13 protein-coding genes are annotated in these 14,663 nt (G+C 71.5%); 7 read left to right on the top strand and 6 right to left on the bottom strand.

Annotated features, from left to right (window positions below):
- Positions 1–49: 49 nt before the first annotated feature.
- The 6 genes from dacB (at position 50) to folE (ending at position 7,930) form a co-directional block, all read left to right on the top strand.
- Positions 50–1,636: a D-alanyl-D-alanine carboxypeptidase/D-alanyl-D-alanine endopeptidase gene (gene dacB, locus ACZ60B_RS19300; RefSeq protein ID WP_469388587.1), complete on the top strand. Its 1,587-nt coding sequence runs from the start codon at positions 50–52 to the stop codon at positions 1,634–1,636.
- 99 nt (positions 1,637–1,735) lie between these two features.
- A complete protein-coding gene (locus ACZ60B_RS19295) occupies positions 1,736–2,869 on the top strand; it encodes a zinc-dependent metalloprotease (protein ID WP_469388441.1) in 1,134 nt (377 codons plus the stop codon).
- A 244-nt stretch (positions 2,870–3,113) separates the two neighbouring features.
- Positions 3,114–4,304, top strand: coding sequence for a tRNA lysidine(34) synthetase TilS (gene tilS, locus ACZ60B_RS19290; RefSeq protein ID WP_469388439.1), 1,191 nt, complete (start codon positions 3,114–3,116; stop codon positions 4,302–4,304).
- A 78-nt stretch (positions 4,305–4,382) separates the two neighbouring features.
- Positions 4,383–4,943, top strand: coding sequence for a hypoxanthine phosphoribosyltransferase (gene hpt, locus ACZ60B_RS19285; RefSeq protein ID WP_450665323.1), 561 nt, complete (start codon positions 4,383–4,385; stop codon positions 4,941–4,943).
- Positions 4,944–5,126: 183 nt separating this feature from the next.
- On the top strand, positions 5,127–7,166 hold the full coding sequence (gene ftsH / locus ACZ60B_RS19280) for an ATP-dependent zinc metalloprotease FtsH (protein WP_351615492.1): 2,040 nt from the start codon (positions 5,127–5,129) through the stop codon (positions 7,164–7,166).
- A 158-nt stretch (positions 7,167–7,324) separates the two neighbouring features.
- Positions 7,325–7,930, top strand: coding sequence for a GTP cyclohydrolase I FolE (folE, locus tag ACZ60B_RS19275; protein WP_152887743.1), 606 nt, complete (start codon positions 7,325–7,327; stop codon positions 7,928–7,930).
- Positions 7,931–8,094: 164 nt separating this feature from the next.
- Here the strand turns inward: folE and ACZ60B_RS19270 are convergent, their stop codons facing one another.
- The 6 genes from ACZ60B_RS19270 to ACZ60B_RS19245 all read right to left on the bottom strand — a co-directional run bounded on the left by ACZ60B_RS19270 (position 8,095) and on the right by ACZ60B_RS19245 (position 13,236).
- Positions 8,095–8,580 carry a DUF3180 domain-containing protein gene (locus tag ACZ60B_RS19270; RefSeq protein ID WP_469388436.1) on the bottom strand — a complete coding sequence of 162 codons (486 nt, stop codon included), beginning with the start codon at positions 8,578–8,580 and terminating at the stop codon, positions 8,095–8,097.
- An 84-nt stretch (positions 8,581–8,664) separates the two neighbouring features.
- Positions 8,665–9,276 carry a 2-amino-4-hydroxy-6-hydroxymethyldihydropteridine diphosphokinase gene (folK, locus tag ACZ60B_RS19265; protein WP_469388434.1) on the bottom strand — a complete coding sequence of 204 codons (612 nt, stop codon included), beginning with the start codon at positions 9,274–9,276 and terminating at the stop codon, positions 8,665–8,667.
- The gene (gene folB / locus ACZ60B_RS19260) at positions 9,273–9,632 is read right to left on the bottom strand and encodes a dihydroneopterin aldolase (protein WP_469388433.1); all 360 of its coding nucleotides are present in this window, start codon (positions 9,630–9,632) and stop codon (positions 9,273–9,275) included. Before folB ends, folK begins: the two co-directional genes overlap by 4 nt.
- Positions 9,633–9,879: 247 nt before the next feature.
- Entirely contained in the window at positions 9,880–10,392 is a 513-nt protein-coding gene (locus tag ACZ60B_RS19255; RefSeq protein WP_469388431.1) for a nuclear transport factor 2 family protein, read from the bottom strand.
- Positions 10,389–11,294, bottom strand: a complete 906-nt coding sequence (gene folP / locus ACZ60B_RS19250; RefSeq protein WP_469388429.1) for a dihydropteroate synthase — start codon at positions 11,292–11,294, stop codon at positions 10,389–10,391. Before folP ends, ACZ60B_RS19255 begins: the two co-directional genes overlap by 4 nt.
- 130 nt (positions 11,295–11,424) lie before the next feature.
- Complete coding sequence (locus ACZ60B_RS19245; RefSeq protein ID WP_469388428.1) at positions 11,425–13,236, bottom strand: phosphatidylglycerol lysyltransferase domain-containing protein; 1,812 nt, start codon at positions 13,234–13,236, stop codon at positions 11,425–11,427.
- Between the two features lie 234 nt (positions 13,237–13,470).
- Between ACZ60B_RS19245 and ACZ60B_RS19240 the strand changes: the two genes are divergently transcribed.
- Positions 13,471–14,598 (top strand): alpha/beta hydrolase, encoded by a 1,128-nt coding sequence (locus tag ACZ60B_RS19240; protein WP_469388426.1) that lies wholly within the window; start codon positions 13,471–13,473, stop codon positions 14,596–14,598.
- Positions 14,599–14,663 lie beyond the last annotated feature (65 nt).

Raw genomic sequence — 14,663 nt, 5'->3', positions numbered from 1 at the left:
GCTGGTGGTCGTGCCCGAGCTGAGGCCTTGGCAGGCCGCGAGACCGCATGTGGTGCGGATCGCGGGCGCCGTCCGACCGCGTCTCGTGCGAGCGGCGACGGCCGTGAAGCCGTCTCTCGTACGGGTCGCGACGGCCGTGAGGCCGCGGGTCGCGCGGCTGACACAGGTCGTGAAACCGCAGGTCACGCGACCCGTCAGGCCGAAGACCTGGCAGTACACCGCGGGTGCGGCCACCGCCGGGCTGGCGTTGGCCGCCGTCGTGGTGAGCGCCGCCGGGCCCTGGGACGCCACCGGTCAGCGTACGGCCGAGCGGGACCGGGCAGTCGCCCTGGACGGTACGGGTGGCGCAGATCACGGTCGTAAGTCCGATACGTCCGGTACGCAGGCCCGGGCGCCCCGGCCCGCGCCCAGCGCCCCGTCCGTGCTGACCGGCCTCACCGTCGGCGTGACCGCCGTGCAGTCGAAGCCGGGCGCGAAGTCCGTGGCCGACGTCCTGGACCCGCTCCTGGACGACCAGGCGCTCGGCAGCCGGCACACCGCCGTCGTCGTCGACCTCGGCACCGGCAGGCGCCTGTACGACACCGGGGCCGACGACGCGCTGACCCCCGCCTCCACGACGAAGATCGCCACCGCCGTCGCCGCGCTCTCCGCGATGGGCGCCGACCACCGCTTCACCACCCGCACCGCCCTCGAACCCGGCACGAAGGAGGTCGTCCTGGTCGGCGGCGGCGACCCGACCCTGACGGCCCGCGCGGACGACGAGGAGGGCTGGGCGAGCCTGCGCGCCCTCGCCGCCGACACCGCCGCCGCCCTGAAGAAGCGCGGCCTGCGCCAGGTGACGCTGTCGTACGACACGACCCTCTACGCCGGTTCCGCGACCCACCCGATCGGCGTCAACGACAACATCGCCCAGGTCAGCGCCCTGATGGCCGACGAGGGCCGCACGGACGACTCGACGCACGGCCCGGTGGCCCGGGTGGCCGACCCGGCCGCGGACGCGGCCCGCCGGTTCGCCGGGTTCCTGAACTCCGCCGGGATCGGGACGACCTCGCCCGGCCCGTCCAAGGCGTCCGGCCGTGCCGAGGCCCTGGCCACCGTCTCCTCGCCGCCGCTGTCCACCGTCGTCGAGCGGATGCTGACCAACAGCGACAACGACATCGCCGAGGCGCTCGCCCGCCAGACGGCCGTCGCGACCGGCGGCCGCACCGACTTCGCCGGCGGCGGGAAGGCGATCCGCGCCCAGCTCCAGAAGCTCGGACTTCCCGTGACGGGCGCCGAGTTCAAGGACGGCAGCGGTCTGAACCGCGACGACCGGCTGACCGCGAACCTGCTGACGGCCCTGCTGGTCAAGGCCGGCGATCCCGCCCACCCCGAACTCCGCCCGGTCCTCACCGGTCTTCCGGTGGCCGGCTTCACCGGCACCCTGAGCGCCCGCTACAGCGACGGCGCGGCCGGCGTCGTACGGGCCAAGACCGGCACCCTGACCGGCGTCAACACGCTGGCCGGCACGGTCGTCGACGAGGACGGCCGGCTGCTGGCCTTCGCCTTCCTGACCGCGGACACGACCGATCCGACGGCGGCCCAGGCGGCGCTGGACCGGACGGCGACCGCGCTCGCCGGGTGCGGCTGCGGCTGAGCCGGACCGCCGGGCGCCGGGCGCCGCCCGGCGCGCCGCGGCCCGCGGACACCGCTTCGGGGCCTGCCCGTGACGGGAACGCTCACGTACCGTTGAGCCATGACGAGCATCGGTGGTGCTGCATCTACTGGGATGGTCGACTGGAATCTCGCGGTGGCGACCGCGACCCGGCTCGTACGGCCGGGCCCCGAGGTGAGCCGCGACGAGGCCCGGGCCGTCGTCGCGGAGCTGCGCCGCCACGCCAAGGCCTCGGAGGAACACGTCCGGGGCTTCACCCGGATGGGCACCGAGGACGTCCATGACACTCCCGTGCTCGTCGTCGACCGCCCCGGCTGGATCCGGGCGAACGTCGCCGGGTTCCGGGAGATCCTCAAGCCGCTGCTGGACAAGATGCAGGACCGGCGTGGCAACAACCCGGGCGGCGCGGTCCTGGGCGTGGTCGGCGGCAAGGTGACCGGCGTCGAACTCGGCATGCTGCTGTCGTTCCTCGCCTCACGGGTCCTCGGCCAGTACGAGACCTTCGCCCCCGCCACCCGCGAACTGCCCGCGGGGCCGGCCGGCGGCGGCCGACTGCTGCTCGTCGCGCCGAACATCGTGCACGTGGAGCGGGAACTCGACGTACAGCCCCACGACTTCCGCCTCTGGGTGTGCCTGCACGAGGAGACGCACCGCACCCAGTTCTCCGCGGTGCCCTGGCTGCGCGACCACGTGGAGGGTGAGATCCAGTCTTTCCTGGGGGAGACCGACATCGACCCCATGACCTTCCTGGAGCGCATCCGGGAGGCCGCCCAGTCGCTGGCCGGCGGCCGGCCCGAGGGCGAGGAGGACGACGGCGGCCGCTCCCTGGTGGAACTGGTGCAGACCCCGGCCCAGCGGGAGATCCTCACCCGGCTGACCGCCGTGATGTCGCTGCTGGAGGGGCACGCCGACTTCGTGATGGACGGGGTCGGGCCCTCGGTCGTCCCGAGCGTCGCGGAGATCCGCGAGAAGTTCCAGCAGCGCCGCGCCAAGGGCGCCTCGCGCCTGGACACCACGCTGCGCAAGCTGCTGGGCCTGGACGCCAAGCTCAAGCAGTACCGGGACGGCGAGCGTTTCGTGCGGGCCGTGGTGGACCAGGTCGGCATGGACGGGTTCAACCGGGTGTGGACGTCCCCCAACACCCTGCCGACCAAGGCGGAGATCGCCGCACCGGGGGACTGGGTCGCGCGGGTGCACCGCAGGAGCGATTCCTGAACCGTGGGCGAGGGCCGGTCCATGAGCCGCGGACGACACGGGGGAGCGGCGGACGACACGCGGGAGCCGTGGGACGAATCCGGCCGACGGCAGGCGAACGCCCCTCCAATCACCCGTCCGAGGGACCGTGAGCCATGCGTAGGCGTGCAATGCTCGGGGAACGGCCGGGTTCTGTCACCATCGACACACTCTGAGTGACCGAACCTCGGGCTCACTCCCGAAAACTTCATGAAGGGAACCGGACATGGGTCCCCATCCTGCGGTCGCGGCGATACGCCTGGCGGTCCGCCGCGTCCTCCACGACATCCTCATCGAACTCAACAGAACCACCGGCGCCGACGAAGTCACCGGCGTCACCGGCACGTTCTTCGCCACGGGCGCGCCGGCCGCCACCGGCACGCCCTCGGCCGCGGGCGCGCCGGCCGTCATCGAGGTCCCCGGCTCCGTCGGCCAGGCCCCCGGCCGGTACTCCGACCAGGTCCCGGCCCAGAGCGCCGCCCGCGCCCCGCACGAGCGCACGGCACCGCCGGTCGTGCTGGTCGCGTGCTCCGGCGGCGCCGACTCCATGGCGCTGGCCTCCGCCCTCGCCTTCGAAGCGCCCAAGCTCGGCATCCGCGCCGGCGGCGTCACCGTCGACCACGGCCTCCAGTCGGGCTCCGACCTGCGCGCCGACGAGGTCGTGCTGCGACTGCGCGAACTCGGTCTGGACCCGGTCGAGTCCGTCGCCGTGAACGTCGGCCGCGAGGGCGGGCCCGAGGCCGCCGCCCGCGACGCCCGCTACGCCGCGCTCGACGCCGCCGCGGACCGCCACGGCGCCGCCGCGATCCTGCTCGGCCACACCCGGGACGACCAGGCCGAGACCGTCCTGCTGGGGCTCGCCCGGGGCTCCGGCATCCGGTCCCTGTCCGGGATGGCCGCGGTCTCGGGGACCGACGGCCGCTACCGCAGGCCCTTCCTCCAGCTCGACCGGCAGACCGCGCGCAAGGCCTGCATGGTCCAGTCGCTGCCCGTCTGGGACGACCCGCACAACGCCGATCCGGCCTACACCCGCTCCCGGCTGCGCCACGAAGGTCTGCCCGCCCTGGAGAAGGCCCTCGGCAAGGGAGTCGTCGAGGCCCTCGCCCGTACGGCCCAGCTCTCCCGGGACGACGCCGACGCCCTCGACGCCTGGGCCAGTCAGGCCGAGGCCTCCGTACGCGACGCGACGGGCCTGCTGGAGTGCGCCAAGCTCTACGCCCTGCCGCCCGCCGTACGCCGCCGGATCCTGCGTCGTGCGGCCATCGAGGCGGGCGCTCCGGCCGGTTCGCTGTTCGCCCGCCACATCGAGGAGGTCGACCGGCTGATCACCGGTTGGCGGGGTCAGGGAGCCATCAACCTCCCCGGCCGGGTCGTCGCCCAGCGGCAGGGTGGCAGACTGGTGATCCGGCAAGGCTGAATCTCCCCCCTCGGGGAGACGGCCGGCCTCCCCTTCGGGCAGGGGCCGGGCAGCCGGTGGGACGACCGACCGAAAGTGATGCGGGTGGACGCGAAAGACATGGGTGCCGACCTCAAAGAGGTACTCATCACCAAGGAAGAGATCGACGCGAAGCTGGCCGAGCTGGCCGCGAGGATCGACGAGGAGTACGCGGGCAAGGACCTGCTGATCGTCGGCGTCCTCAAGGGCGCGGTGATGGTCATGGCCGACCTCGCCCGGTCGCTGTCCACCCCCGTCACCATGGACTGGATGGCCGTGTCCTCGTACGGGGCGGGCACCCAGTCCTCCGGTGTGGTGCGGATCCTCAAGGACCTCGACACCGACATCAAGGGCCGGCACGTCCTGATCGTCGAGGACATCATCGACTCCGGGCTGACCCTGTCCTGGCTGCTCAGCAACCTCGGCTCGCGCGAGCCCGCCTCCCTGAAGGTGTGCACGCTGCTGCGCAAGCCGGACGCCGCCAAGGTCGCCATCGACGTGGAGTGGGTCGGCTTCGACATCCCCAACGAGTTCGTCGTGGGCTACGGCCTCGACTACGCCGAGAAGTACCGCAACCTGCCGTTCGTGGGTACTCTCGCGCCGCACGTCTACGGCGGCTGAGCCGGTCGGGCCAAGCCCTCCGGGACGATCGGGAACCCCAGCGGGCCTCTCGCCGTTGGAGCAGGCAGACGGATCGCCAGCCGTCCCGTGCGGCTTCGGTCCACAATGCTGGGGTACCGTCAGAAGAACTGTCTTATCAAACTCACTATGGCAGGAGGGACGGGGCGACACCGCTCCGTATGGATGGACGTGAAGCGATACTTCCGTGGGCCGGTCATGTGGATCGTGCTGGCCGTCCTTGCCGTGGTCGTGTTGATGCAGGTCGTCGGCTCGTCCGGCGGCTACAAGACGGTGGACACCGGCAAGGTCGTCCAGGCGATCAACGACAACAAGGTCGAATCGGCCAAGATCACCACCGGTGACGAGCAGACCATCAAGGTCTCGCTCAAGGACGGCGTGAAGGTCGACGGCAGCTCGAAGATCCAGGCGAGCTACATCGGCGACCAAGGCGTGACCATCGCCAACACGCTGCAGACCAAGTACCAGGACAAGCAGATCCCCGACGGCTACACCGTCACCCCGACGAAGCAGAACGCTTTCCTCGGCATCCTGCTCTCCCTGCTCCCCTTCGTCCTCATCGTCGTCGTGTTCCTGTTCCTGATGAATCAGATGCAGGGCGGCGGCTCCAGGGTCATGAACTTCGGCAAGTCCAAGGCGAAGCTCATCACCAAGGACACCCCGAAGACGACGTTCGCGGACGTCGCGGGCTCGGACGAGGCCGTCGAGGAGCTCCAGGAGATCAAGGAGTTCCTCCAGGAGCCGGCGAAGTTCCAGGCGGTCGGCGCCAAGATCCCGAAGGGCGTACTGCTGTACGGCCCCCCCGGCACCGGCAAGACCCTGCTCGCGCGCGCTGTCGCGGGCGAGGCGGGCGTGCCCTTCTACTCGATCTCCGGTTCCGACTTCGTCGAGATGTTCGTCGGTGTCGGTGCCTCCCGAGTGCGTGACCTGTTCGAGCAGGCCAAGGCGAACGCCCCGGCGATCGTCTTCGTCGACGAGATCGACGCGGTCGGCCGTCACCGCGGCGCCGGCCTCGGCGGTGGTCACGACGAGCGCGAGCAGACGCTGAACCAGCTCCTCGTGGAGATGGACGGCTTCGACGTCAAGGGCGGCGTCATCCTCATCGCCGCCACGAACCGCCCGGACATCCTCGACCCGGCCCTCCTGCGCCCCGGCCGCTTCGACCGCCAGATCGCGGTCGACCGCCCCGACATGCAGGGCCGCCTGGAGATCCTCAAGGTCCACCAGAAGGGCAAGCCGGTCGCGCCCGACGTCGACCTGGCCGCCGTCGCCCGCCGCACCCCCGGCTTCACGGGTGCCGATCTGTCCAACGTGCTGAACGAGGCCGCGCTGCTCACGGCCCGCAGCGACCGGAAGCTGATCGACAACCTGATGCTGGACGAGGCGATCGACCGTGTGGTCGCGGGCCCGCAGAAGCGGACCCGGATCATGTCGGACAAGGAGAAGAAGATCACCGCGTACCACGAGGGCGGTCACGCCCTGGTCGCGGCGGCCTCGCCGAACTCCGACCCGGTCCACAAGATCACGATCCTGTCCCGCGGCCGCGCCCTCGGCTACACGATGGTGCTCCCGGACGAGGACAAGTACTCGACCACGCGCAACGAGATGCTCGACCAGCTGGCCTACATGCTGGGTGGCCGCGCGGCCGAGGAACTGGTCTTCCACGACCCGACCACGGGTGCCGCGAACGACATCGAGAAGGCCACGGCCACCGCCCGCGCGATGGTCACGCAGTACGGCATGACCGAGCGGCTCGGCGCGATCAAGTTCGGTGGCGACAACACCGAGCCCTTCCTCGGCCGTGAGATGGCTCACCAGCGCGACTACTCGGAAGAGGTCGCCGCCCTGGTGGACGAGGAAGTCAAGAAGCTCATCGAGAACGCGCACAACGAGGCCTGGGAGATCCTGGTCGAGAACCGCGACGTCCTCGACAACCTGGTGCTCCAGCTGCTGGAGAAGGAGACGCTCGGCAAGGAGGAGATCGCGGAGGTCTTCGCCACGATCGTCAAGCGGCCGCCGCGGCCCGCCTGGACCGGCTCCTCCCGCCGTACGCCGTCCACCCGTCCGCCGGTGCTCTCCCCCAAGGAGCTGGCACTGACGAACGGCGCGAACGGCGCGACGCCGGCCATCAGCACCGTGAAGTCGACCGCCGCGGAGTCCGCGTCGGCGACGGAACCGGTCACGGAGGACCGGCCGGAGAGCTGACCCTCCCGGCCGTCCCCGGTGGCCCCACCAGGCCCGGAATGGATGCCGCGCCCCCCGAGGTTCTAGCCTTGGGGGGCGCGGCATTTCGGTATGTCCGCAAGTGAGACGCGGTGGCCCGCCCGCACGCACGCATGACAGGTACAGGAACGAGGCTTCAGATGACCGACCCCGTGACGCTGGACGGCGAGGGCTCCATCGGCGAGTTCGACGAGAAGCGCGCCGAGAACGCGGTGCGCGAGCTCCTCATCGCGGTCGGTGAGGACCCGGACCGTGAAGGGCTCAAGGAGACTCCGGCGCGGGTGGCGCGGGCGTACCGGGAGATATTCGCGGGGCTGTGGCAGAAGCCCGAGGATGTACTGACGACGACGTTCGACCTGGGGCACGACGAGATGGTCCTGGTGAAGGACATCGAGGTCCTCAGCTCCTGCGAGCACCACCTGGTGCCGTTCGTCGGGGTCGCCCACGTCGGCTACATCCCGTCCGTCGACGGCAAGATCACCGGTCTTTCGAAGCTGGCCCGGCTCGTGGACGTCTACGCCCGCCGGCCGCAGGTCCAGGAGCGGCTCACCACGCAGATCGCCGACTCGCTGATGGAGATCCTGGAGCCGCGCGGGGTGATCGTGGTCGTCGAGTGCGAGCACATGTGCATGTCCATGCGGGGCGTGCGCAAGCCCGGGGCGAAGACGATCACGTCGGCCGTGCGGGGACAGCTGCGCGACCTGGCCACCCGCACCGAGGCCATGAGCCTGATCATGGCGCGCTGACACCGCTGCGACGACCCGGACCGGGCCTCGCGGCCCGGGACGTCGACCGGCGCACCCTTCGGCCGGCGGGCTCTGCGGCTCGGAGGCCGGCCCGACGGCTGCCGCGGCCGTCGCGGGTCTCGGACCCTGGACCGGCCCTGGGCCGTTGCGGTCGGGTGCGGCCGTTACGCCGTCGTGGCCGCGCCGTTGTCGTGTTCGTCGTCCTCCGGGAGGCGGCACACGCGCTCCAGGAAGAGGGCCGCCGCTATGACGCCGAACCCGGCCAGCACCGAGAAGCCGGCGTAGATGGCCTGGTCGCGGCGGGCGGGGATGTCGAGGGACTCCAGCAGGAAGACACCCGTGCCGCCGTACATGCCGGCGACGAGGGCGGCCACCAGGGCGCTGGCCTGGCCGAAGACGACCGCGCGGGCCGCCATCAGCGGGTCCACGCCCTTGGCGTCGGGGCGGCGCTCGCGCTGGGCCTTGAGACGGGCGCGGATCGACAGGGCCGTGGCGAGGAGGATCACCGCGATCACGGCGAGGACGATGGGGGCGGCCAGCGGGACGCTGGGGAGGGTCCCCAGCGCGCTCCACAGGCGGGCGCCCGCCCAGGAGAGCACTCCGGCGACGACGAACACGCCTGCCAGCACCCTGATGCGAAGCTCTCTCACGGTGTTCCTTCAGCTCCCCCGGACAGCGGTCGTGGTCGGCCCGCACCCGGTGGGCCGACCCTGTGGTCGTCTAGACCCTAACGACTACTCGGGCAGCCGGAGTTCCAGGTCCTTGCGCGCCGTGACCCCGTCCCTGGTGACGATGTCCAGAAGGCCGGCGACCGGGCCGCGGCCGGGCAGCTGGGCCTCGGGGTCCACGTCGTGCCAGGGGGCGAGGACGAAGGCGCGCTCGTGGGCGCGCGGATGCGGGAGGGTGAGCCGCGGATCGTCGCTGACCGTGCCGGCGTAGGCGACGATGTCGACGTCGAGGGTGCGCGGACCCCAGCGCTCGTCGCGCACGCGGTGGAAGGCCTCCTCGATCGCGTGGGCCCGCTCCAGCAGCGAGGACGGCGGGAGGGTGGTCTTCAGGACCACGACCGCGTTGAAGTACGACGGCTGGCTGCCGGGCTCGACGCCCCACGGCTCCGTCTCGTACACCGGGGAGACGGCCTTGACGCGCACGCCTGGGGTGTCCTCCAGCGCGTCGACGGCGGCCTGGAGGGTCTCCAGACGGTTGCCGAGGTTCGAGCCGAGGGAGAGCACCGCCCGTTGCGGGTTGTGCAGGGTGGTGTCGGCGGCGTCGACCTTCTCGACGACGGAGGCGGGTACCGGCTGTACGGTCGGGTCGCTGTGACCCCCGGTGAGGGATGCGCTCATACTCGGCTCCGGATGATGGTGACGGTCACGTCGTCGAACGGGACGGTGATCGGGGCGTCCGGCTTGTGGACGCAGACCTCGACCTCCTCGACCCCCTCGTGCTTCAGGCAGACCGCGGCGATGCGCTCGGCGAGCGTCTCGATGAGGTTGACGGGCTCGCCCTGGACGATGGCCACGACCTCCTCCGCCACGATGCCGTAGTGCGCGGTCTTCGTCAGGTCGTCGTCGGCCGCGGCCGGCCGGGTGTCCAGGCCGAGGACGAGGTCCACGATGAAGGTCTGGCCCTCCTCGCGCTCCTTGGGGAACACACCGTGATGCCCGCGGGCCTTCAGGCCGCGCAGCGCGACACGATCCACGCGAATCACTCCTGCAATCGTCGGTGACGGCCGGTCCGTACCGTGTGCGCGCGGCACACCGGCCTCAAACGAATCTACCTGCGAGCACTGACAGTGCCGGGCCGACGGCGCACCGGCCCCGGTCGGCCCCGAAAGTTTCCTCGGAGGTTTCCCCCGGGAAACCCGGCGGCTCACGGGCCGGTAGCCGCTTCTACCCGGCGGGCAGTGATTCCAACCACTTCTTCGGTCCAGACGTTCCCGCACCCCTTCACGAAGGGGTGCCGGGGGTGTCCTCGTCGTCCTCCTCGCCGGTCTCGGTCAGCACCGGCGAGGCGTGGTGCGACCAGAGCTTCCAGCCGGTGGCCGTGCGGCGGAACACGTTCGTGGCGACCACGAGCTGTCCGACGAGGGGTCCCAGCTCCTCGCCGTCCTTCGGGGCGGGCCCGCCGCTGAGGATGTTCTCGGTGCAGTTCACCAGGGCGGTGTCGCCCGTGACGGAGACATGCACGTCGGTGAGGAAGAACTGGATGTACTCCGTGTTCGCCATGATCAGCGCGTACGACCTGAGGACCTCGCCGCGGCCGGTGAGCACGGGCCAGCCCGGGTGCACGCAGGAGATCACGCCGGCGTCGGCCGGGTCGTGGTACTCCTCGTCGACGCCGAGGTCGGCGGGGGTCAGCCAGAGCGCGGTCAGCTCCTCGAAGTCGCCGCGCTCCAGTGTCTCGTAGAAGGCGGTGTTGGCGGCCTCGACCTGCTCCACGTCGGTGTGGGGGGCGCTCACCGGGCTCCCTCGGTGGAGTCGGCACCCGGGAAGCCGCCCGGGGCGCGGGCGCCTTCCACGGCGCGGGCGACGCGTACGGCGTCCGCGGTCGCGCGTACCTCGTGCACCCGGACCGCCCAGGCGCCGGCCTGCGCGGCGAGCGCGGAGACGGCGGCCGTCGCCGCGTCGCGCTCGCGGGCCGGGGGCGGGGCGCCCTCCGGGCCCGCCAGGACCCGCCCGAGGAACCGCTTGCGGGAGGCGGCGACGAGCAGGGGGTGGCCCAGGGCGCGCAGCCGGTCGAGGTGGGCGAGCAGGGCCAGGTCGTGCTCGGCCTCCTTGGAGAAGCCGAGCCCGGGGTCGACGACGACGCGGTCGGGGGCGATGCCGCCCGCGAGGACGGCCTCCACGCGTGCGTGCAGCTCGTCGACGACTTCGGTGACGGCGTCGGCGTAGGTGCCCCGGACGGCGTCGCCCTGGAGGAAGCCGCGCCAGTGCATGACGACGAAGGGGGCGCCCGTCTCGGCCACTACGGGGATCATCGCGGGGTCGGCGAGACCGCCGCTGACGTCGTTGACCAGGCGGGCGCCGGCCGCGAGCGCCTGGGCGGCGACGGAGGCGCGCATGGTGTCGACGGAGACGACGACGCCTTCGGAGGCGAGCCCGCGGACCACCGGGACGACGCGCTTGAGCTCTTCCGCCTCGTCGACGCGGGTGGCGCCGGGGCGGGTGGACTCACCGCCGACGTCGACCAGGTCCGCGCCCTCGGCGACCAGCCCGAGGCCGTGCTTGACCGCGGCCGTGGTGTCGAACCAGCGGCCGCCGTCGGAGAAGGAATCGGGGGTCACGTTCACGACCCCCATGACCGCGCAGCGGTCCCAGTCCGGAAGACCCGCCACGTGCCCGCGTCCGCTCTGCTTGCTCATATGTTCAGCGTAGGCCCAGGACAGGGCCGCAAGACCCGCAAGGGCCGTGGGCCGGGTGCCCGCCGCGGGCCACGGACGGGGCCGTGGGCGCGGCCGCGCCCGGGCCCGTCGCGGTGACCGGCCCGGACGCTCAGGCGACGTGGACGCCTCGTTCCGCCAGTCCGTGCGCGCACGGGCGAGGGCTGGCCGAGCGGCGGCGCAGGAAGCCCGGCAGGGGCAGCGCCAGGTTCACGAAGCCCTCGGCCTGCATGGCTGCGAAGCCGATGCGGGGCAGGTCGGCCGAGGCGCGGTAGACGACGAAGCGCGGCTCCCACCGGGGCTGGAACTTGGCGTTGAACTTGTACAGGGACTCGATCTGGAACCAGCGGGAGAGGAAGACCAGCAGTCCGCGCCAGGCTCGCAGCACCGGGCCCGCGCCGATCTTCTCGCCGCGGGCCAGTGCCGAGCGGAACATCGCGAAGTTGAGCGAGACGCGCGCGATGCCGAATTTCGGGGCGGCCTGGAGCGCGGCGACGATGAGGAGCTCGTTCATGCCGGGGTCGGCCGAGCGGTCGCGCCGCATGAGGTCGAGGGACGCGCCGTCGGTGCCCCAGGGCACGAAGTGCAGCACGGCCTTCAGGTCGCCGTACGGTCCCGGTTCGGCGTCGGCCTTGTGGGCGGTGGCGATGAGGCAGTCGGCGTCGGAGGCGTCGCCGATCCGGCCGAGGGCCATGGAGAAGCCGCGCTCGGTGTCGGTGCCGCGCCAGGCGGCCGCGGCCTGCCGCACGCGTTCCAGCTCGGCCTCGCCGAGGTCACCCACGCGCCGTACTCGGGTCTCGTAACCGGCGCGCTCGATGCGCTTGACCATCTGGCGCACGTTGCGCATCGCGCGGCCGGCGAGCGAGAAATCCGCGACGTCCACCACCGCCTCGTCGCCCAGTTCGAGGGCGTCGAGGCCGGTCTCGCGGGTCCACACCTCCCCGCCCGTCTCCGAGCAGCCCATGACGGCCGGGGTCCAGGAGTGGGCCCTGGCCTCGTCCATGAAGCGCTCGATGGCGCCCGGCCAGGCCTCGACGTCGCCGATGGGGTCGCCGCTGGCGAGCATCACACCGGAGACGACGCGGTAGGTCACCGCGGCCTTGCCGCTGGGGGAGAAGACGACGGCCTTGTCGCGGCGCAGCGCGAAGTGGCCGAGGGAGTCGCGGCGGCCGTGCCTGGCCAGCAGGTCGCGCAGCCGGGCCTCGTCCTCCTCGGTGAGGCGGGCGGCCGGGTGTTCGGGGCGGAAGGCGAAGTAGATCGTGGTGACCGCGGTGAGCAGGCCGAGGGCGCCGAGGGAGAAGGCGACCGTCCAGGAGGTGTTGCCCTGGTAGTCGACGGGTCCCTCGAAGCCGAAGAGGCCGTACAGGACGTGGGTCAGGCGATCGGCCAGGCTCGGGTCGCCGATCATGCGTTTCGGGTGGACGCTGACGATGACGAGTCCGAGGACGAGGGAACCGGCGCCCATGAGGACGAAGTTGGCAAGGGCACGCCATCGGCTGCGTGGATCGGGCAGGGCGGCGAACTGGTCGCGGTGCAGCAGCAGCGGTGCGAGCAGGGCCAGCGAGATCAGCACTCCGACCGGGGAGTGCCGGTACGTGAACTGTCCGACGGCACCCGCCGGCAGCAGCGCCACCGCGGCCCGCCAGGCCCGGCGCTTGCCGCGCTTGAGGCCGTGGGCGAGCAGGAGCAGCAGCACACCGCTGCTGAGCGAGAGCGCGGCCGCGAACGGGCCGACCGAGCCGGGCAGCACCTCGGCCATGGAGTGCATACGGCTGTGCCGGAAGCGCGGGAAGACGCCCGCGGCGATGTCCAGGGCACCGACCAGGGCACACGCTCTGCCGACGAGAGCGGGTACGGACTCGGGGCGCGGCCCTCGCAGGAGGCGCCGCACTCGGCTTGATCGGTTCGGAACCCCGTCCGACATTTCCCCATCTTCCCTGACAGACATCGCATCCCGTGGTTCTGCGAGAGACCTTGAATCCGGTGCCCTTTCAGGGCATCCGGCGACATTGCGCCCTCTAGGACGGTGTCTCGGGGGGAGAGGTTCACTCCTTTCGACAAAGCCGCGTCAAAGGCAGAGGAAAGTCCGGGACAAGCGCTCGCGAAAGATCGCGTCGAGCGCGGGTGCCCGGACGGGAAGCGCAGGCGGGAAAGCCTTATGGGGCTCACGAGCAACAAGGTGCTGGTACTGGCGATCGTGCTCGCCGTGCTGCTGTTCGTCGGCACGGTGTGGTGGTGGCCGCGGCTGGCCCGGCGCACCTGGTGGGCGGTCGTCGGGCGGGTGGGGCTGCTGCTCGTCACCCAGCTGTCGGTGTTCGTCTGTGTGGCGGTGGCGGTCAACCAGGCCTTCGGGTTCTATGCAGGCTGGGCGGACCTGTTCGGGCGCGAGAAGGACCAGGGGGTCGTCGTCGACCACACGGGGGGCCGCGGCTCGGGCGGTCCGCTGGAGGTGGTCGGCACCAGGCCGGTGACGGATCAGGGCGGTGTCCGGCCGCAGGACGGCGGGCAGATCCAGAAGATCGACGTCTTCGGCCGCAGGACACGCATCGCCACCCCCGCGTACGTGTATCTGCCGCCGGAGTACTTCCAGCCCGCCTACCGCACGCGCACGTTTCCCGTGGCGGTGGTCCTCACCGGATATCCGGGCACCGCCGCGGCGCTGGTGGACAAGTTGAACTATCCGCGCACGGCGCGGGAACTCGCCAAGGACGGCCGTATGCAGCCGATGATCCTGGTGATGCTGCGGCCGACCGTGGCGCCGCCGCGCGACACGGAGTGCGTGGACGTGCCGGGCGGACCGCAGACCGAGTCGTTCTTCGCCGACGATCTGCCGGACGCGATACGGGCGCATTACCGGGCGGGTGGGAAACCGGGCAGCTGGGGCATCATCGGCGACTCCACGGGTGGTTACTGCGCACTGAAGCTCGCCATGCACCACCCCGGCGCCTACGCGGCGGGCGCGGGCCTGTCGCCGTACTACAGGGCGCCCCACGACCCCACCACCGGCGATCTCTTCCACGGCGACGAGCTGTTGCGCCGGCGGGCGGACCTGCTGTGGTTCATCAAGCACGAGCCGGCGCCCGACACCTCACTGCTCGTCACCAGCAGCAAGGTCGGCGAATCCAACTACAAATCCACGCTGAAGTTCATAGAACGGGTGCAGGCGACGAACCTGACACGGATCTCGTCGATCATCCTCGAAAGCGGCGGACACAACTTCAATACCTGGCGCCGGGAGATCCCCGCGACGTTGCAGTGGATCAGCGGGCGACTGAACGAAGGCTGAAAAGGCTTCGGTATGGCTGCGTTTTTGTGCTGCGGGGCACCACCACTTGCCTACGCGCGGTAAGT

The organism is Streptomyces sp. NPDC104096 (assembly GCF_055584385.1).
This window is presented reverse-complemented; position numbering and strand designations above follow the sequence as displayed.